Source organism: Ruegeria sp. CDSC079, from assembly GCF_059610505.1.
In genome coordinates, this window is sequence record NZ_JBXWNT010000013.1 from 18,871 (window position 1) to 38,736 (window position 19,866).

Consider the following 19,866-nt stretch of genomic DNA (forward strand, 5'->3'; position numbering starts at 1 on the left):
CCGCCTGGTCAATCGGCGCTGCGACCTTCGGTATCCGACATGTCGAAGTTCAGATATTTCGCCACGGTCTGAACATCCTTGTCACCACGTCCACACATATTCATGCAGATCAGGTGATCCTTGGGCAGATCCGGCGCGATCTTCATCACATGAGCCAGCGCATGGCTAGGTTCAAGCGCCGGGATGATGCCTTCGGTTGCACAGCAAAGCTGGAACGCCTCAAGCGCCTCTTTGTCGGTGATCGACACATATTGCGCGCGGCCTATATCGTTCAGCCATGAATGTTCAGGGCCAATGCCCGGGTAATCCAGACCAGCCGAGATCGAGTATCCTTCGAGGATTTGCCCGTCATCATCCTGCAGCAGATAGGTGCGGTTGCCATGCAGAACACCGGGGCGGCCGCCGGTCAGCGAGGCGCAATGTTCCATCTTGTCGTTCACGCCCTTACCACCGGCTTCGACACCGATGATGTTGACGGATTTATCATCCAGGAACGGATAGAACAGACCCATTGCGTTCGATCCACCCCCGATGGCGGCGATGAGCGTGTCGGGTAAACGGCCCTCAGCCTTGTGCATCTGTTCCTTTGCTTCCTTGCCGATGATCGACTGAAAGTCGCGCACCATCGCCGGATACGGGTGCGGGCCAGCAACTGTACCGATGCAATAAAAAGTATCGCGCACGTTGGTCACCCAGTCACGTAACGCATCGTTCATCGCGTCTTTCAATGTGCCACGACCTGACGTCACAGGGATCACTTCGGCCCCCAGCAAGCGCATGCGGAACACGTTCGGGGCCTGTCGCTGCACATCATGCGCGCCCATATAGACCACGCATTTCAAACCGAACTTGGCGCAAACGGTGGCTGTGGCCACGCCATGCTGTCCGGCGCCGGTCTCGGCAATGATCCGGGTCTTGCCCATGCGCCGCGCCAGAATGATCTGGCCCAATACGTTATTGATCTTGTGCGCGCCGGTGTGGTTCAGCTCATCGCGCTTCAGATAGATTTTGGCGCCACCCAGATGCTCGGTCAGGCGCTCGGCATAATATAATGGCGAGGGGCGTCCCACATAGTTGGCCCACAGATCGTCCATCTCGGCCCAAAATGAGGCATCGTCCTTGGCCTTTTCATATTCCTCTTCCAGCGCCAGGATCAGCGGCATCAGCGTTTCGCTGACAAAACGCCCGCCGAAAATGCCGAAACGGCCCTGCTCGTCTGGGCCGGACATGAAGGAATTGAAAAGATCGTTGGCCATGGGTGTCTCCATCGTCGTACCCGTTGTTCATAGGAGGTAGCGGAGGGATTTGCCATGACAAAACGCACATGGGAATCCTTAGATGTGATACCTCAGCCGGCCCGAATTGCAGCGTCTACAAACGCACGAACCATCGCGGCATCCTTGATGCCCGGTGCACTTTCCACGCCCGAGGCGACATCGACCTGACGCGCGCCCGTCATACGGATGGCCTCGGCCACATTGCCGGGGTTCAACCCACCGGCCAGCATCCAGGGCTTGCGCCAGTATTTGCGCCCAGCCAGCAAACGCCAGTCAAACGCCAGCCCGTTTCCACCCGGCAGAACCGAGCTCTTTGGCGCCTTGGCATCTATCAGCAACTGATCGGCAACATCGCAATAAGTATCAATGGCGGCCAGGTCTTCGGCATCTGCAACACCAACCACCTTGATAACAGGCAACCCATAGCGCGCCTTGATTTCCTGCACCCGCTCGACAGATTCTGAGCCATGCAGCTGCAACATGTCAAAAGGGGCGACTGCGGTGATACTGTCCAACAACTCATCCGTGGCGTTCACAACCAAGGCGACCTTTGCAACCCCAACGGGGACATGCTCGAACAAAGCTGCTGCTTGTTGAGGCGAAACATATCGAGGCGATTTCGGAAAGAAGTTGAAACCAAGATACCGTGCACCCGCATCAGCTGCTGCGCGCACGTGATCTGGTGCAGTCAGGCCGCAGATTTTAACCGCTACATCCGACATTCCGGGCCTCAGCTGGCCTCATCCAACAGGGCGAGAACTTCGTCCTGCCCTTCGTTCTGCTTCTTCTTGAGCTTCTTGACCTCACGCTCAAGCTTGCGCACTTCACCTTTGCTGGCGGTAGCATCGCGGCGGTGCTTGTGCTCGCGCAGCCATTCCCAAAGAAAGCCAATGACCAGGCCAGCGACGATGCCACCCAGAACCACCACGAACAGCGGCAACGAGGCGCTGAAATTGAAGCCAAGCAAATCGGCTATAGCCGAGGGAATAAGCGTCAGCTCAACCGCTTCGCGGTTGGCCAGAGAGACTGAAATCAAGACGATCCCGAGGACCGCGAGAAAAGCATATCGAAGGTAGCGCATCATGGCCTAGGCTTTACCGTTCAACCGGTCCCTTAGCAACTTGCCAGTTTTGAAAAACGGAACACATTTTTCTTCGACCTGCACAGTTTCGCCGGTGCGCGGGTTACGACCCACACGGGCATCGCGCTGTTTCACTGAAAACGCCCCGAAGCCTCTCAGTTCAACCCGATCTCCTCGCGCCATCGCATCCGTTACTTCTTCGAACACGGTATTCACGATTCGCTCGACGTCACGCTGATAAAGATGCGGGTTCTCGTCGGCGATTTTCTGAATCAGTTCTGAACGGATCATGTGCGTTACCCTCCCAGGCGACCGGTTAACCATGCCTATTATTCTGAACAGTATAGGAAAAAACTGGGTTCGGGGGAACGTAAACTCTGCGGGCAAAGGTTGAAAATTACAGTTAAGTAACGCGATTTTTTGCCAGTTCATGTAATTTGCCTGACAAATGTATGAACCTAAGACCCAATTAGCCTGAAAATGCGAACATGTTGATTCGCAACAAAAACGGCCCCGCGCTTTCACACGGGGCCGTAAATTCGGCTTGACTGAGGCTCGGACTTAGTCGCCCGACTTCAGCGCTGCACCCAGGATATCGCCCAGCGATGCGCCCGAGTCGGAAGAACCGTACTGTTCCACGGCCTCTTTCTCTTCGGCGATCTCACGTGCCTTGATCGACAGACCCAGACGACGGGTCTTGCTGTCGACATTGGTGACGCGGACGTCGACCTTGTTACCGACCGAGAAACGCTCTGGGCGCTGTTCGGCACGGTCACGGCTCAGGTCGGAACGACGAATGAACGACTTCATACCTTCGTACTCGACCTCGATGCCGCCATCTTCGATCGCGGTGACCTCAACGGTGATGATCGAGCCACGCTTCACGCCGCCCACGGCTTCGGCGAACTTGTCACCGCCCAGGGCTTTGATCGACAGCGAGATACGCTCTTTCTCGACATCCACTTCAGACACAACGGCCTGTACCACGTCGTTCTTGTGGTAGTTCTGGATGGCATCCTCGCCACGCTCGTCCCAGGACAGATCGCTGAGGTGAACCATGCCGTCGATGTCGCCTTCGAGGCCAATGAACAGACCAAATTCGGTGATGTTCTTGACTTCGCCTTCGACTTCGGTGCCCTCGGGGTGTGTTTCTGCAAACACTTCCCACGGGTTGCGCTGAGTCTGCTTCAGGCCCAGAGACACGCGACGCTTGGCGCCATCGATTTCCAGAACCATGACGTCGACTTCCTGGCTGGTCGAAACAATCTTGCCGGGGTGGACGTTTTTCTTGGTCCAGGACATCTCGGACACGTGCACCAGACCTTCGACACCAGCTTCCAGCTCGACGAACGCGCCGTAGTCGGTGATGTTGGTGACGCGACCCTGATGAACCGAGCTCAGCGGATACTTGGCTGCAACCAGATCCCACGGATCTTCCTGCAGCTGCTTCATGCCCAGGCTGATCCGGTGGGTCTCTTTGTTGATCTTGATGACCTGAACGTTGATGGTCTCGCCGATCGTCAGGATCTCGGACGGGTGGTTCACACGGCGCCATGCCATGTCGGTGACGTGCAGCAGGCCGTCAACGCCGCCCAGGTCAACAAACGCACCGTATTCGGTGATGTTCTTGACCACGCCTTCTACGGTCTGACCTTCGGTCAGGTTGCCGATAACCTCGGCGCGCTGTTCGGCACGCGATTCTTCCAGGATTGCGCGGCGCGAAACAACGATGTTGCCACGGCGACGGTCCATTTTCAGAATCTGGAACGGCTGCTTCAGACCCATCAGAGGGCCAGCGTCGCGTACGGGGCGCACGTCAACCTGCGAGCCGGGCAGGAACGCAACTGCACCACCCAGATCGACGGTGAAGCCACCTTTGACACGACCAAAGATTGCACCTTCGACGCGCTGGTCGTCGGCATATGCTTTTTCCAGACGGTCCCATGCCTCTTCACGGCGGGCCATCTCACGTGAGATGACAGCTTCGCCACGGGCGTTTTCTGCGGCGCGCAGGTAAACTTCAACCTCGTCACCAACAGTGATTTCAGGGGCTTCGCCAGGATTTGCGAATTCTTTCAGATCAACGCGGCCTTCCATTTTGTAGCCGACGTCGATGATGGCTTGGCCGGCTTCGATCGCCAGAACCTTACCTTTGACAACAGAACCCTCTTCGGGCGTGTCCATTTCGAAGCTTTCATTAAGGAGGGCTTCGAATTCCTCCATGGTTGTATCAGCCATCTGGCAGTGTTTTCCTTTACATAACGTTTTTGCTGGCCGAGCGGTTGTCTCCGCCGGTCTTAGTGGATTGGTCAGACGACCTGACATATACCGCAAAACAAAGAGGGCCGGTTGGTCCGACCCTGCTCGTCTCATTGTTTTATGGCTCAAATCGCCTTGTCGACGCGCGCTCTATAACGGGTTCGCACAGGCGCTGCAAGTTTTACCGTGCATATCACAAAATAACACGCAAACCCCAGCCTTGCATGGCTGAGGTCGGGGCGATTTGTATTCTTCTTCAGCTCCGAAAGGACAGAGCGCCTAAAACAGTTGCAGATCTTTTGAGCCGCTTTGGATTTCGGCAAAATTCGGCATGTTCTGGACCGCCAAAGGTACCGGGGCCGCGCCCGGCATCGCGACTGTTGGCTTCGCTGCTGCGGCCTTTCCAAAGGCAGGGCGCTCTAGCTCGCCCCGGATATCGCGCAGCAGGGTTTTGTGATCAGGCATTGATCTGAGTATCTGCGCAAGATCCACTTTCGCGCCTTTCCACCACTGGAACCAGATCGGTTTCTTCAACGGCCGCAAGCGATCGCGGATGCCGGCACCATAGCCCGTATCATAGACCTGCTTACCCAAAAGAACCGTTTGATAGACGCGGAAATCGAAAAGCGTTGCAAACTCGATATCTCGTTCCAAAGGCAGGCGGTGCTGCCACAGCTCAAGGTTCTCGGCCAGCCGATCCGGTATCTTCATTTCGGTCCGCGCGTCGATCCAATATTGATCATCCGTGCGGTTGCCCAAGCGGTAGTGCAGACAAATGAAATCCAGAACCTCGTCATAGAGCTTATCCATTTGCTTGTTATATCTCGCCCGCAGCGACGGTTCGATGTCCCGCGTAGGCAGATGCTCGGCGAACCAGCGCACCGCATGATCAATCATGTGGATCGCTGTACTTTCCAGCGGTTCGATGAACCCTCCGGCCAGTCCGATCGCCACGCAATTCTTGACCCAGGCATTGCGCACGCGTCCGATACGCATCGGGATCACACGCGGCGTCGCACCTTTGCCGCTGTCGCCCAGCCATTCGAGGTATTCATCCGCCGCCTGTTCATCCGTGCGATGCGCAGATGAGTAAACATAGCCCGTGCCCACACGGTTAAAGAGTGGCACCCGCCAGGTCCACCCCGCGCCAAGTGCGGTGGACCGTGTGACGCTTTCAATTTTTTCTGGATCCGGGTGCTCGATCTGCAACGCCATGGCGCGGTCGTTGGGCAGATAGTCAGAATAGTCCATGAAAGGCTCGCCCAGCGCCTTGTTGATAATCAAGCCGCGAAACCCGGTGCAATCCACGACCATCTCAATGTCATGGCGGCCTTTCTTTTCCAGCATCAGATGGCTGACATTGCCCTGCTCATCCAGCTCGACCGATTTCACCTCGTCCTGGATATGCTCAACGCCGCGCTTGGTGCAAACCCTGGTCAACATGCCTGCAAACTTCACAGCATCCAGATGATAGGCATAACCGAACCGCTGCTCAAACTCTGGCTGACCCAGTGGCCGTCCACCTTTGCACAGGCGTGCCAGATCATCATGGGGCGAGATGGACTGCGTGAAATCCCTATCGCCATTGCCAAAGCGCAGGAAGTATTCTGCAGGCTCTAACCCCTCTAACAACTGGCCATGCGCAAAAGGGTTCACGTAATCAATGCGATTGCCTTTGGCGTCCTTGTTCCAATTACAAAACTTCACGCCCAGCTTGAACGAGGCGTTGGTCTCACGAAAGAAATCCCGCTCTGAAATGCCGGCCTGGCGCAGCGTGACCGGCATCCGTGGAACCGTGGCCTCGCCAACGCCCACAGTCGAGATATTGGGGCTTTCGATCAGGCAGATACGCGGGCGATCCTTGGGTGCTGACGTGCGTGAAAACACCATTTCCAGGATCAGCGCGGTCATCCAACCTGCCGTGCCGCCACCCACAATGGTGATCTTGCGCAAACGATTATTCATATTTTCTGTCCCTGTTGGTTTTGGGGTTTTTTAGCCGCCTGCCCTTTTTGATTTTGGGGCTTGTAAAGCAGCTTTCCCTTTTTGCCTGAGAGAAACTATAACAGCTTTCCTGCATCCAGCTAGGCACTATGACGGCCGAACCTACATACATGTCGGGTCATCAGACCCGGCAACACAGGCCGCTCGCCACTGCGCGACTTTCTTTAGGATGGTGGATGCTGCGAGAAAGGAAATGCGCAAGTACCGGCCCTGCGTCAGATATCCTCGCCTTTTTTCAGAAGCTCTTCGATCAGAGCGCGCTGAAGATCATTGCTATCGCCGCCGCCAAATTCCGCAACTCCGCTGGAATACAAGGTGCCGTAGGTGTTGGCGATGTTCACCGTCTGGGCCAGCCCCGAGATCAACTGATCCCTTTCCAGCCGCGATAAGGGGTGGATGAACGCAGCCCACAAGGTGCCATTGGCAATCGCATATCGCGCATCCAGGGTACTGTCGAAATTCGCCTGCATCATCCGTTGCATGTCCTGAGCACTCAGATCTTCGACACTTTGGATCGACACCATGGCCCGCATCCGGTCCGCATTGACGTCAGTAATCACCAGAACGGGAACCTCCGCGATGGTAAGCTGAAAGCCCGGCCCAAGAGGCTCTGTCTCGGGGTCAAGCGCAAACAATATCTTGCCCAAACGCTCGTAGGTCATTGGCGGTTCTGCCTCTTGCGCTGAAAGCGCACTGGCGAGAAAGGTAAAAATCAAAATCAGGCGGAACATCGATTACCTCCGGCAGATGTCGATACAAAGGTAATCGACGCCTCGGGCACTGGCCAAACAAAGCTTAGTGAACAAAGTTGTGTTTGCTCTGGCAAACGGCCCTAGGGCAGAACTGGTTCGATGACCTCAATCGCGCGGGCAAGAGCCGCGTCGATGCTCAGGTCCGAGGTATCCAGTATGACCGCATCCTCAGCTGGCTTCATAGGTGCCGTGCTGCGTTCGGCATCCCGAGCGTCCCGCTCTCGCACATCGGCCAACACCTGTGCGCGTGTAACCTTATGGCCCTTGGCGTCCAGTTCCAGAAACCGTCTCTCAGCGCGCACTTCGGCGCTGGCGGTGACAAACAGTTTCACCTCGGCCCGCGGGCAAATAACGGTTCCGATGTCACGACCGTCCAACACCGCACCTCCCGCTCGGCGCGCAAAGGCGCGCTGAAAATCGACCAATGCAGCCCGCACCTCGGGGATAACTGCAACTTTCGAGGCCGCTTGCGCGATTTCAGCCGTGCGCAGATCACCCTGATCCAGGTCCTCGGCAGTCAGCGTTTGCGCGGCACTAACCGGGTCGGCACCTTCCAGCGTTCTGCGGCCAACCGCACGGTAAAGCAGGCCGGTATCGAGATGCGCAAACCCGAAATGGGCGGCAACGGCATTGGAAATCGTGCCCTTCCCCGCTGCTGCCGGGCCATCGATTGCTATGGTGAAACTGGCAACTGCCATCGCATTTACCGGTTGTTTCGCTGCAGCCGCGCACCAAGGCCAGCCATCAACGGTTCGAAGATCGGGAAAGACGTTGCGATCGGGCCGCCATCGTCGACTCCGACCGGATTTTTCGCCCCCATACCCATAACCATAAAGGACATCGCGATCCGGTGATCCAGAAAGCTCTCACAGGTGCCGCCGCCGGGAACATTGCCAATTCCCAAACCATCCACAGACCACCAATCATCGCCCTCATCGACGGTGACGCCATTAACGCGCAGGCCGCGGGCCATCGCATCAATACGGTCGCTTTCCTTGACGCGCAGCTCTTTCACGCCGCCCATCATCGTGGTGCCAGTGGCATTTGCCGCGACCACAGACAGAACAGGGTATTCGTCAATCATCGACGCCGCCCGTTCCGGAGGAACCGAGATTCCCTTCATATCGGGCGAATAACGCGCGCGCAGATCCGCAACCGGTTCGCCGCCCTCTTCACGTTCATTCTCATAAGTCAGATCAGCACCCATCTCACGCAGAGTGGTAAACAGACCCGCGCGGGTCGGGTTCAGACCGATGCCCGGAACCAGAACGTCAGACCCGGGCGTGATCAGCGCAGCACAGACCGGAAAGGCCGCACTTGAGGGGTCGCGCGGAACGGCAATGACCTGCGGCTTCAGTTCGGGGCGACCGGTCAGGGTGATAACGCGCCCCTCATCGGTATCCTCGACCGTGATTTCGGCCCCAAAGCCTGCCAGCATCCGCTCGGAATGGTCGCGGGTCGCTTCGGCCTCAATCACCACGGTTTTGCCCGGAGCATTCAGCCCCGCCAGCAAAACGGCAGATTTCACCTGCGCGGAGGGAACGGGAACCACGTACCGTACCGGAACAGGCTCTGCCGCGCCCACAATCGTCATCGGCAGGCGCCCACCGGAGCGGCCCACCGATTGCGTGCCAAACAGCGCCAAAGGATCGGTCACCCGCGCCATAGGGCGCTTGTTCAGGCTGGCATCGCCAGTGAATGTCGCCGAAATCGGACAGGTCGCCATCGCGCCCATGATCAACCGAACGCCGGTGCCCGAGTTGCCACAGTCGATGACCTGATCAGGTTCGGCAAAACCGCCGACGCCCACACCATGGACCGACCATTCGCCGCCTCCGTGATCCGTCACCTCGGCGCCAAGGGCCCGCATCGCCTTTGCGGTGTCCAGAACGTCCTCGCCCTCCAACAGCCCAGTGATCCGGGTCTCACCCACGGCCATCGCGCCCAGGATCAGCGACCGGTGCGAGATCGACTTGTCGCCGGGCACCTCGGCCGTACCGGTCAGCGGACCGCAAGGATGCGAGGTCATCGGGATGGGCGTGCCGTGTCCGGACATGGGGGCTCCTGTTTTCGCTATCAGTTCCCAAGCCGATTAGCGAATTGGGGGCGCTTGGTCCAGCCGCAATCAGTCGTTGCGGCGGAAGGTCAGGTAATGCGGTGTCCGCCCTTCGCGCAGGGCCTTCTGCTCATAGCGCGTGGAAATCCAGTCTTCCCAAGGCTCACGCCAATCGGTGGGGCGTTCCGCCAACCATTCGAAACCAGCGCCAGGCACCTCTTCCAACGTTTGGCGGACATAGTCGGGAATATCTGTTGCAACGCGAAAGATCGCGCCCGGTTTCAACGACCGCGCCAAAGGCTCCAGATGTTCTGGGGTCACGAACCGACGGCGGTGATGCCGGGTTTTGGGCCAGGGATCGGGGTACAGAAGAAAGGCGCGTGATATGCTGGCTTCGGGCAAGACATCAAAAAGATCGCGCGCATCGCCGGGATGCACCGCCAGATTCTCGACCCCAGCCTTGCGAATCTTGCCCAACAACATGGCAACACCGTTGATATAGGGTTCAGCCCCAATGATACCGATATCGGGATTGCTGGCCGCCTGATGCACCAGATGCTCGCCCCCGCCAAAGCCGATCTCAAGCCAGACATCCTTGCCACCGAACAGGGCCTTCAGATCCAGCGGGCTGCGTTCAGGATTGCTCTCCCAGTCCACAGCACCCGGAGACAGCGCAACGAGGTCTTCGCTTAGATACGTCTTTTGGCTTTGCTTCAGGGTCTTGCCTTTGAAGCGGCCATAAAAGTTTCTGCGGGGGCGTTGTGGGGTCTGGGTGCTCATGGCGGTGCCCATACTGCGGGGACGGCTCAGAGGCAAGGGGCGGCGGCAGAGCAGAATAGCCGCCGCCTCTCATACAATTCCCAAGAAATAGGCGCGCCCGCAAGGGCGCACCTATTGATAACAGTCAGATCAAACCGCCGCTTTCAACGCGTCTGCTAGATCTGTGCGCTCCCAGCTGAAACCTCCATCCGCTTCCGGCTGGCGGCCAAAATGGCCATAGGCTGCTGTGCGCTGATAGATCGGCTTGTTCAGCTCCAGATGCTGACGGATGCCGCGTGGGGTCAGGTCCATCACCTGGCCGACGGCTTTTTCAATCCGATCATCCGCGATCTGCCCCGTGCCATGCGTGTCCGCATAGATCGACAGAGGCCGGGAAACGCCAATGGCATAGCTCAGCTGGATCGTGCAACGCTCGGCCATTCCCGCGGCTACGACATTCTTGGCCAGATAGCGCGCGGCATAAGCCGCCGAACGGTCCACCTTGGTCGGGTCTTTACCCGAAAACGCTCCGCCACCATGAGGCGCTGCACCACCATAAGTGTCCACGATGATCTTACGACCGGTCAGACCCGCATCTCCGTCCGGACCGCCAATGACGAACTTGCCGGTTGGGTTGACGTGCCAATCGGTCTGATCGGTCAGCCAACCCTCGGGCAGAGTTTCGGTGATATACGGCTCAACAATGGCACGAATATCGGCCGAGCTCAGCGTCTCATCCAGATGCTGGGTCGACAGAACGATCGAGCTGACGCCAACCGGCTTGCCATCCTGGTAGATCACTGACAGCTGCGATTTCGCATCCGGGCCCAGCGCAGGCTCGGTCCCGTTCTTGCGCACCTCGGCCAGACGGCGCAGGATTGCATGGGAATACTGGATCGGCGCAGGCATAAGCGCGGGTGTCTCGGTGGTGGCATAGCCGAACATGATGCCCTGATCACCAGCACCTTCGTCCTTGTCACCCGACGCATCTACGCCCTGCGCAATATGTGCAGATTGCTCATGCAGCAGGTTCGTAACTTCTACCGTCTCGTGGTGGAACTTATCCTGCTCATAGCCGATATCCTTGATACAGGCGCGGGCGATCTCGTCGATGCGGCCCATATAGTCATGCAGCTTGTCCTGATCAGACAGCCCCACTTCGCCGCCGATCACGACGCGATCCGTTGTCGCAAAGGTCTCGCACGCAACGCGTGCCTCGGGTTCTTCGTTCAGAAATGCGTCAAGTACAGCATCGGAAATACGGTCACAAACCTTATCCGGATGCCCTTCGGAAACGGATTCCGAAGTAAAGGTATAGTTCTGTCGGGACATACAAGTGCTCCATTAAGATTACCCCGTCACGCCAGGAAGCCGTTGTGATGGGCACAAGAGGGGATAAGCCCCCCGAAACTGAGGGTCAATGCGAAATCATAGGTTTCGCCGCCGCAGCCCATACCATAACAGGCTAAACAGCACCAATAACACGGCAAAGACAGGATTATCCCCCATTCGGGAATAAGCCGTCGGAGAATGAGGCGCCGGAAGTCCGGCATCAATATAGCCCGCCTGCCCAAGCGGCAGGGCCTCGGTGATCCGGCCCAGCGGGTCAATCATGGCGGAGACGCCGGTATTGGCCGAACGCATCATGGGCAGCCCCTGCTCGATGGCGCGCATCTGTGCCTGAGCCAGGTGCTGATACGGTCCCGAGCGCGTTCCGAACCACGCATCATTGGTGATTTGCAGAAGGAAATCAGCGCGCCCCGGCGCGGATAGGACATCCTGGGTAAACACAGCTTCGTAGCAGATCAACGGCAGCGCTTTACCCAATGGGCCTGCATCCAGCAGCGCCGCCCCCGACCCGGCGCTGAACCCATGTCCGGTGGTTGCAGCCATGCCATAGATCCCGAACCGCGCCATCACGTCGCCAAACGGAACATATTCGCCAAAAGGCGCCAGATGATGTTTGTCGTACAGCCCCTGCTGAGCCCCATCCACATCAAGGTAGATCATCGAGTTGTAGATACGCGGCCCGTCGCCTCGTTGAATTCCCAGAACAACCGGCGTGCCTTGCGCCGCCTCGGCGATGGCATCCAGATACGGCTGCGCGCTTCCCAGCCAGGCGGGAACCGAGGTTTCAGGCCAAACGATCAGGTCAGGCTGTGGTTCGGCGGCAGTAAACTCGATCTGACGTGCGAAGAACAGAGGTGCAAACTCTGGATCCCATTTCTGATGTTGCAACGCATTGGGCTGAACCAAGCGAACGATATGTCCCGTTTCGACCACAGCGGGCCGCGTCCCTGCATAGCCCAAAGCCAATGCGACCGATGCCACACTGATGCCCAAGGGCACGAATACTCTGGAACGCAGCGCCAAAGCCGCCCCTAGTGGCAGTGTCGCCACCAAGGTCAGCGCCCCAAGCCCGTAAGGCCCAAAAAGTGACAGTAGCTGCGCAATAGGGGTCTCGACCCAGACCTGCGCCAGCCCGGCCCAGGGGAACCCGGTCAGAACATAACCCCGGGCACATTCCGCCAACGAGATTGCCAAGGCGAGAAACAACGCCTGTGAAACCCCGCGCGCGCCGGGCCTGCGAGCAACCCAGAATGCCAGCGCCCAGAACAGCGCCAAACCACCAGCCATGAAGACCAAAGCAAACGGAGCCATCCAAGCGTGACGATCGGCGTCCACCAGAAACGGCTCGACAATCCAGCTGAGTGCATGGGCGAAATACCCGGTCCCAAACGCCCAACCGATCCACGCCGCACGCGCACGTGTCTCGGTGCTCTGAAATATCGGTGCGACCAACACCAACGCCAATACAGTAGCCACCCAATACCCAAAGGGAGCCAGTCCAAATGCAGCCAGCCCTCCCAACAAACCAGAAAGGACAAATCTAAGCCAAATGGGCCAAGCCCGTATCAGGTTCATGCAACGATATCCGGCAGCATGACACGCAGCCGTTTGATGCGCCGCGGATCCGCATCAATCACCTCAAATTCAGGCCCTTCCGGATGCAGAACAACCTCTCCTCGTGCCGGAACCCGCCCGGACAACATGAAGACCAACCCGCCAAGCGTGTCGATCTCTTCTTCATCGACATCCTCGTGGCTGGTCAGGGATCGCCCGATCTCGGCTTCGAAGTCTTCAAGGGGTATCCGCGCCTGCACCACATAACATCCAGGTTTTTCCTGAACCCAAAGTTGGCTTTCATCCGCGTCATGTTCATCCGCGATCTCACCAACAACCTGTTCGATCAGGTCTTCGATCGTCAGCAACCCGTCGACACCACCATATTCGTCGATCACCAATGCCATGTGGCGGCGCTCGGTTTGCATTTTGGTCATCAGCACACCGATCGGCATCGAAGGCGGCACGAACAGCAATGTCCGCAACATCGACACCAGATCAAACTCAGTCGAGCCGCCGTTGAACCCGTGCGTCAACGCGAAATCTTTCAGGTGGATAAAGCCCAAAGGCGTATCCAGCGTTCCTTCATATACAGGTATCCTGGACAGACCGCTTTCCCGGAAAACCTGGGCCAGCTCATCTTTGGATATCGTCGACGGTACTGACACGATCTCGACCGTGGGAATCGCCACATCCTCGACCCGCATCCGGCGCAGGTTAATCATGCCGCGAGGTTGAGCCGGATCGACCTCTTGCCCATTGACCTCAGAAGCCGAGTCTTCACTCTGCGTTGAGAACGCATCCACTATTCGAGAGAAAAGTCCTGGTCTCTCAGTGACATTTTCGTTGCCGTCCTTCGGTTGCGCGCCCTGCGCCGCCATAGAACTGCCGTCTGTTTCGCCCATTTTCCCATTCCAAATGATAAGCCGAAAGGCCCGCTTTAAGCATTATATGGGTCATCAATACCCAGTTTGCCAAGTATCTCCACCTCAACACCCTCCATCAGCGTGGCGTCGAGATCACGAATGTGATCATAACCCAGCAAATGCAACACGCCGTGAACGATCAGATGTGTGACATGATCATCCATGTTTTTCCCTGCCTCTGCCGCCTCGCGAGCACAAGTATCATAAGAAATCGCAATATCGCCCAGAGCAATTTCCCCTGAGAAATCGGGTTCAGGGAGTATCGGAGTCTGCCCGGCGGAGTCCGCAGCCAAATCTTCGGCTGGCCAGCTAAGCACATTGGTGGGTGACGCCTTTTCGCGGAATTCCGTGTTCAACTGGGCGATCTGTGCATCGTCGCATCCCAGCAGGCTAACCTCACACAGGTCCGCATCAAGATCGCAATGATCCAAAACCGCCCTTGTGGCGCGCTCTGCCAAAAATTCGAGCCCGTCCCAGCGCGGGTCTTCAACCGATAGTTCCAGGTTCATGCCACCATGTCCAAAATCCCGATACCGGGACCCAGAAGATCAACCCGTTTCACGGCCCGTATCGGCCTCATACGCTTCGATGATCGCGGCGACAAGTGGGTGCCGGACAACATCCTTGGAGGTGAAATAGTTGAAGCTGATATTTGGTATCGTGCTCAACAGCCGTTCTGCATCCGCCAATCCCGACTGAACCCCGCGCGGCAGGTCAACCTGTGACCGGTCGCCTGTTATGACCATGCGGCTGCCTTCGCCCAAACGGGTCAGGAACATTTTCATCTGCATGGTCGTGGCGTTCTGCGCCTCATCCAGCACAACGAAGGCGTTCGCGAGCGTACGGCCACGCATGAACGCCAGAGGTGCAATCTCGATGCGCTTTTCCTCGATCAGCTTGGCCAGTTGTTTCCCGGGCAAAAAATCATTCAGCGCATCATAGAGCGGCTGCATATAGGGATCGACCTTGTCCTTCATGTCGCCAGGTAGATATCCCAGCTTTTCGCCCGCTTCGACGGCGGGACGACTGAGGATGATGCGGTCGACATGCCCGCCGATAAACATCGATACGCCAACGGCCACGGCCAGATAGGTCTTACCTGTGCCCGCCGGACCTATGCCAAAGGCCAGCTCATTGTTGAACAAGGACTGAACATAGACCTTCTGGGCGTCAGTACGCGGCTCGACCAGCTTTTTGCGGGTTTTGATCTCAACCGAACCACCCTTGAACATCTCAAGCTGATCGCCATCCCGGCTGCCGGTTCCTGTTTCCGACCCGCCCATGCGAAGTTCGCGGTCTACATCCGCCGCTTCTACGTCACGACCACCTTCCAGGCGGGTATACAGCGCTTGCAGAACTTCGATCGCCTGTTTTTGGGATTCGTCGTCACCCATGACAACCAGTTGGTTGCCACGGCGCACGATCTGCACGGTCAGCTTCTGTTCGATTTCGGTCAGGTTGCGGTCATATTCGCCGCAAAGATCTATCAATAACCGATTGTCTGGAAATTCAACAAACGCTTCCCGCTGGGGCGTTTCATTTTGCGGTGGGTTCAGGGCACCAATGGCCAATCCGCTCTCCTGTCTGGGCGTTTCACCCCAAGCGTAGACAACATTTCTTGGTGGGCGCAAGCCAGAGATTCAAATTTTCCGTACAGAATGGTAAAACCGCCGATCAAGTTGGAGGCACCGCGAACGTTCCATACAGGCAAACCTAGAACTGATAGTTCAGGCCAAACCGCAAACCACGGTAACGGGGCGTCGATTTGGTCGTAAACCCGTTGTCAAATTCGACGGTTTCAGAATCGAACCGGACGTATTCATATTCCCCAGTGATCGACCAGTTCTCATTCAATTTGTGCTCGGCGCCAATGCTGGCCGAGAACCCTTTTCGACTGTCTTTATCCTGAAAGGACTGGGTTGTTGCCCCGGATGTAATCGAACTGGTCGTGGTTATATCGCCATGCACGTAACCAACGGAAATAAAGTATAACACTCTGCCACTTGGGTTTGTCAGACCGTTCCGAAAGCGAATTGAGATGACATCCGAAATCTCTGAACCGCCATTGACGACCGAGGTTCCGATCTGCGTCGACACTTCATCGTCCAGAGATCCGAAATCATAGCCCAACTCGACCCCATAGACGTAGTCACGCCCGCCTTTTGCGGGCAGAAGACCGCGCCAACCGCCCCGAATACCACCGTAACTGCCGGTGAGGTCCAATTCGCCGACAGCAAACGTATCTGTAGGCGTCGTCAGGCCAAAGCGGTCCGAGCCGCTGGTCGAATAGCCGGCTGTCAAGCCCAGATAGAAGGCGCTGACATCGCTGCCATAACGTGCTGACGATATTACCGGCGGTTCAGATAAATCCGGATCCAGATTCCCTGCGGCAGCGGAATTGAATACCAGAAACAACGCGGCCATTGCGGGAAGGGCAACCCTGATATTAGGCCCTGCACTAAATCTCAAAAGTTTCACTCGCACCCTCCGTCATCCCGATCCGACACCAGGATCAGCACTGATATGCCGTTTCAGGAGGCGTTAGCCTAGGCCCCGAAAAAACCTGACTTTTCTCGGAACATAATTCCAAGTGATAAATCAAGGGTAAATCTTGGAAACAAATACCAGCGATGGTATCCGCATCACAGATAAAGGACGGGTCAGAGCAACTGCCCCGCCAGAGAATTCGCACCTGATCCGGTGATCAAAACGTCCCGCAACGCACCAATCTCCACATCCGCGTCAGAGACGTGAACCGAATGAAGATATTCAGATTTTCCCACCATCTGTCCCGGCAACCGGCCGGTTTTTTCGAACAGAACGCGGACTTTGCGTCCAACCATGGCATCCTGAATTTCGCGCTGATGACGCGTGATCAATCCCTGCAGCCGCTGTAGGCGGTCATCCGCCACCCCAGGATCAACCTGAGACCGCTCGGCTGCGGGCGTTCCCGGGCGCGTCGAATACTTGAACGAATAGGCATAGCCGTACTTGACCTGCTCGACCAAATCCATGGTGGCCTGAAAATCTTCGTCGGTTTCTTCAGGGAACCCAACGATGAAATCACCAGACATGACAATATCCGGACGCGCAGCGCGGATACGCTCGATCAGACGCAAATAGCTTTCGGCTGTGTGACTGCGGTTCATCCGCTTCAGAATGCGATCCGAACCCGACTGGACCGGTAAATGAAGATAGGGCATCAGTTTTTCGCAGGTGCCGTGCGCCTCGATCAGGTCGTCGGCCATGTCATTCGGGTGCGACGTGGTGAAGCGGATGCGCTCTAGCCCGTCGACCTTGTTCAACTCCCAGATCAGTCCCGCCAGCGTCATGTCGCCGTTCGGTCCAGCACCGTGATAGGCGTTGACGTTCTGACCCAGCAGAGTGATCTCACGCACGCCACGTTCGACCAAATCCTGTGCCTCGCGGATAATACGGTCCACCGGACGGCTGACTTCGGCGCCTCGGGTATAGGGCACGACACAAAAGGCACAGAATTTATCGCAGCCTTCCTGAACGGTCAGAAAAGCGGTGGGGCCACGTTTGGCTTTGGGACGATTCTTGAGCTTTTCGAACTTGTCTTCTTCGGGGAAGTCCGTGTCCAGTGCCTTGGCACCATCGCGCGTCTTGGCTTCCATCTCAGGCAGACGGTGATAGCTTTGCGGGCCAACCACCAGATCGACCAGGGGTTGACGGCGCATGATTTCTTCGCCCTCGGCCTGCGCGACGCAGCCCGCGACCCCGATCTTGAGATCGGGTTTTTCGGCTTTCAACCCTTTGAAACGCCCCAGCTCGGAATAGACCTTTTCGGCTGCTTTTTCCCGGATGTGACAGGTGTTCAGCAGAATCATATCCGCGTCATCCGGGCTCTGGGTTTCGACATAGCCCTGCCCGCCCAGGGTCTCGGCCATACGCTCGCTGTCATAGACGTTCATCTGGCAACCATAGGTCTTGATGTACAGCTTTTTGGGTTCTGACATGGGGTTGGGCCTTTGCGTTCGCGGGATCGGCGTCATCTATACCCAACGAACGCCGCTTGCAATGCCAGCGCGATTACCCGATTTTGGCCGAAAACTCCAGTTGGACGGGGCCGGACAGGCAATGCAGTACGACAGTCTCACTTCTTTCCTTCAATCCGGCAAGGCCGCGTTGGCCAAAGGTCCGGTTGCGATGATCTTCGCCGAAGACGATGTCGAGATCGACGGCACCATCCGGCACCATCTGAACCTTGGCTTCAAATCACTGATCGTGTTCATGCCCGAAGCCTTTACGCTGGATCCTGAACTGACCGAGCGTATCCACAGAGTGACACTGACCTGCGCACCCAGAACCGTTGTCTTTGACACGGTTAATCAGGTCATCCAGGCCGCTCCTGACCTTTGGATGTATTACTGCTATAACGCTGAATACCTGTTCTTCCCCTTCTGCGAAACGCGCACGATCGGCGAGTTACTGGCCTTTCACACCGAAGAACGCAGAAACGCCATGCTGACCCATGTAATCGACCTGTATGCTGATGACCTGGGCGCCTTTCCAAACGGGGTTGCCCCTGACCAAGCCATGCTGGACAGCACCGGGTATTACGCACATGCCCGACACAATGCCGAAGGACACCCGCTGGAAAGACAGCTGGACATATCCGGCGGTTTGCGCTGGCGGTTCGAAGATCACATCCCCTATGAACGCCGCCGTATCGACAGAATCGGGCTGTTCAAATCGCGAAATGATCTGTTGTTACTGCCTGACCACACGTTCAATGAGCCCGAGTACAACACCTATTCCTGCCCATGGCACCACAATCTGACGGCGGCGATCTGTTCCTTCCGCGCAGCCAAGGCGCTCAAAAGCAACGCGGGGTCGACCTTCGACATCCCCAGCTTCCGCTGGCGCAACTCAGCTCGGTTCCAGTGGTCATCCCAGCAGCTGCTGGAACTGGGGCTCATCGAATCGGGGCAGTGGTTCTAGGCAGTTCAGCGTCGCAGCAGAACCGGGAACCAATCTTCCCGCAAACGCTGCCCGGGCTGCATGTCGTGGCCCGGAAACGGAGGCGAAGTGCGCCCCGGACGTTCCACATATCGCGCATCCTCCCCAACCAACCGCAAGGAAAAAGCACGGCGGCGGCTGTCAGACTGGTTTCCACGCGCGCCATGCAGCGTACGGTAGTTGAAGGCAACCGCGTCACCGGGTTCCATTTCGAATTCAACCACCCTCATACCTTCGGCATCGGGGTCGGGAATGGGGATGTACTGGCCTTCATCCGCGAAAAACCCTTCTTCCGAGACCCAACGCGTGGGCAGAACCTCTTTCTCCCATCTATGTGAACCTGCCACACAACGAAGGGTGGCCTGTGTCACCGGGTCCAATGGCGACCAGAAACTGATCGTCTGACTGCCCTCGACGAAATAGTATGGCCCATCCTGGTGCCACGGCGTTGCCATCGACGTGCCTGGTTCTTTCACCAGAACATGGTCATGGAACATTTGTACGGTTTGCGACTGCATCAGATCCGCTGCGACCTCGGCTGCTGGTGAACCGTGGATCACGTTCTGGAACTGTTCGATACGCGACCAGTTGCAGTAATCATCAAAGAATAGACCGGTTTCGCCCTGTTTTTGGTTGTCCGACGCATATGGTCCGGGTTCAGCCATATTGGCCGCGATGCCGTCACGCAGCGTATCCACGTAGTCGGCGAACAAACCTTTGATCAGAACCACGCCGTCCTGTTGGTATGTGTCAATCATCTCTTGCGTAACCAGGGGGTGAGCCATCTGTGCCTCCGTTGAATTTAACCTGAATTAGCTCATGAAATTTTCATCTATTCAAATAATATCTTTGAAATGTATAGTTA

19 protein-coding genes and 1 riboswitch are annotated in these 19,866 nt (G+C 57.0%); of the genes, 1 reads left to right on the forward strand and 18 read right to left on the reverse strand.

The features are described from left to right. Positions 1 to 8: 8 nt before the first annotated feature. The 17 genes from trpB to miaB form a co-directional block, all read right to left on the reverse strand. Positions 9 to 1,256, reverse strand: coding sequence for a tryptophan synthase subunit beta (trpB, locus tag AC2FIC_RS19490; RefSeq protein ID WP_142639455.1), 1,248 nt, complete (start codon positions 1,254 to 1,256; stop codon positions 9 to 11). Between the two features lie 92 nt (positions 1,257 to 1,348). Further along, entirely contained in the window at positions 1,349 to 1,999 is a 651-nt protein-coding gene (locus tag AC2FIC_RS19495; RefSeq protein WP_496692950.1) for a phosphoribosylanthranilate isomerase, read from the reverse strand. 8 nt (positions 2,000 to 2,007) lie between these two features. After that, complete coding sequence (locus AC2FIC_RS19500) at positions 2,008 to 2,358, reverse strand: lipopolysaccharide assembly protein LapA domain-containing protein (protein WP_496692967.1); 351 nt, start codon at positions 2,356 to 2,358, stop codon at positions 2,008 to 2,010. A 6-nt stretch (positions 2,359 to 2,364) separates the two neighbouring features. Continuing rightward, on the reverse strand, positions 2,365 to 2,649 hold the full coding sequence (ihfB, locus tag AC2FIC_RS19505; RefSeq protein WP_037310872.1) for an integration host factor subunit beta: 285 nt from the start codon (positions 2,647 to 2,649) through the stop codon (positions 2,365 to 2,367). Between the two features lie 270 nt (positions 2,650 to 2,919). Beyond that, a complete protein-coding gene (gene rpsA, locus AC2FIC_RS19510) occupies positions 2,920 to 4,596 on the reverse strand; it encodes a 30S ribosomal protein S1 (RefSeq protein ID WP_142639449.1) in 1,677 nt (558 codons plus the stop codon). A gap of 300 nt (positions 4,597 to 4,896) precedes the next feature. Beyond that, on the reverse strand, positions 4,897 to 6,582 hold the full coding sequence (locus AC2FIC_RS19515; protein ID WP_142639447.1) for a tryptophan halogenase family protein: 1,686 nt from the start codon (positions 6,580 to 6,582) through the stop codon (positions 4,897 to 4,899). A 254-nt stretch (positions 6,583 to 6,836) separates the two neighbouring features. Continuing rightward, complete coding sequence (locus AC2FIC_RS19520) at positions 6,837 to 7,352, reverse strand: hypothetical protein (protein ID WP_271951586.1); 516 nt, start codon at positions 7,350 to 7,352, stop codon at positions 6,837 to 6,839. Positions 7,353 to 7,453: 101 nt separating this feature from the next. Beyond that, complete coding sequence (locus tag AC2FIC_RS19525; protein ID WP_496692948.1) at positions 7,454 to 8,071, reverse strand: (d)CMP kinase; 618 nt, start codon at positions 8,069 to 8,071, stop codon at positions 7,454 to 7,456. Between the two features lie 5 nt (positions 8,072 to 8,076). Continuing rightward, entirely contained in the window at positions 8,077 to 9,429 is a 1,353-nt protein-coding gene (gene aroA, locus AC2FIC_RS19530; protein ID WP_281973466.1) for a 3-phosphoshikimate 1-carboxyvinyltransferase, read from the reverse strand. A 69-nt stretch (positions 9,430 to 9,498) separates the two neighbouring features. Further along, positions 9,499 to 10,209: a tRNA (guanine(46)-N(7))-methyltransferase TrmB gene (gene trmB / locus AC2FIC_RS19535; protein WP_281973465.1), complete on the reverse strand. Its 711-nt coding sequence runs from the start codon at positions 10,207 to 10,209 to the stop codon at positions 9,499 to 9,501. 129 nt (positions 10,210 to 10,338) lie between these two features. Continuing rightward, positions 10,339 to 11,520 carry a methionine adenosyltransferase gene (gene metK / locus AC2FIC_RS19540; RefSeq protein ID WP_142639436.1) on the reverse strand — a complete coding sequence of 394 codons (1,182 nt, stop codon included), beginning with the start codon at positions 11,518 to 11,520 and terminating at the stop codon, positions 10,339 to 10,341. A gap of 5 nt (positions 11,521 to 11,525) precedes the next feature. Beyond that, positions 11,526 to 11,574: riboswitch (SAM-SAH riboswitch) on the reverse strand. A 42-nt stretch (positions 11,575 to 11,616) separates the two neighbouring features. Next, a complete protein-coding gene (gene lnt, locus AC2FIC_RS19545; RefSeq protein ID WP_496692947.1) occupies positions 11,617 to 13,113 on the reverse strand; it encodes an apolipoprotein N-acyltransferase in 1,497 nt (498 codons plus the stop codon). After that, the gene (locus AC2FIC_RS19550) at positions 13,110 to 13,997 is read right to left on the reverse strand and encodes a hemolysin family protein (protein WP_142639432.1); all 888 of its coding nucleotides are present in this window, start codon (positions 13,995 to 13,997) and stop codon (positions 13,110 to 13,112) included. Before AC2FIC_RS19550 ends, lnt begins: the two co-directional genes overlap by 4 nt. Positions 13,998 to 14,032: 35 nt before the next feature. After that, positions 14,033 to 14,527 (reverse strand): rRNA maturation RNase YbeY, encoded by a 495-nt coding sequence (ybeY, locus tag AC2FIC_RS19555; RefSeq protein ID WP_496692946.1) that lies wholly within the window; start codon positions 14,525 to 14,527, stop codon positions 14,033 to 14,035. A 39-nt stretch (positions 14,528 to 14,566) separates the two neighbouring features. Further along, positions 14,567 to 15,589: a PhoH family protein gene (locus tag AC2FIC_RS19560; RefSeq protein ID WP_142639428.1), complete on the reverse strand. Its 1,023-nt coding sequence runs from the start codon at positions 15,587 to 15,589 to the stop codon at positions 14,567 to 14,569. A 142-nt stretch (positions 15,590 to 15,731) separates the two neighbouring features. Continuing rightward, positions 15,732 to 16,496, reverse strand: a complete 765-nt coding sequence (locus AC2FIC_RS19565; protein ID WP_496692945.1) for an outer membrane protein — start codon at positions 16,494 to 16,496, stop codon at positions 15,732 to 15,734. 182 nt (positions 16,497 to 16,678) lie between these two features. Then, positions 16,679 to 17,998 (reverse strand): tRNA (N6-isopentenyl adenosine(37)-C2)-methylthiotransferase MiaB, encoded by a 1,320-nt coding sequence (miaB, locus tag AC2FIC_RS19570; protein WP_496692944.1) that lies wholly within the window; start codon positions 17,996 to 17,998, stop codon positions 16,679 to 16,681. 121 nt (positions 17,999 to 18,119) lie between these two features. Between miaB and AC2FIC_RS19575 the strand changes: the two genes are divergently transcribed. Continuing rightward, positions 18,120 to 18,983, forward strand: a complete 864-nt coding sequence (locus AC2FIC_RS19575) for a glycosyltransferase family protein (protein WP_271951621.1) — start codon at positions 18,120 to 18,122, stop codon at positions 18,981 to 18,983. A gap of 5 nt (positions 18,984 to 18,988) precedes the next feature. Here AC2FIC_RS19575 and AC2FIC_RS19580 read toward each other — a convergent pair whose 3' ends face one another. Further along, a complete protein-coding gene (locus AC2FIC_RS19580; RefSeq protein WP_496692943.1) occupies positions 18,989 to 19,786 on the reverse strand; it encodes a phytanoyl-CoA dioxygenase family protein in 798 nt (265 codons plus the stop codon). Between the last annotated feature and the right edge of the window lie 80 nt (positions 19,787 to 19,866).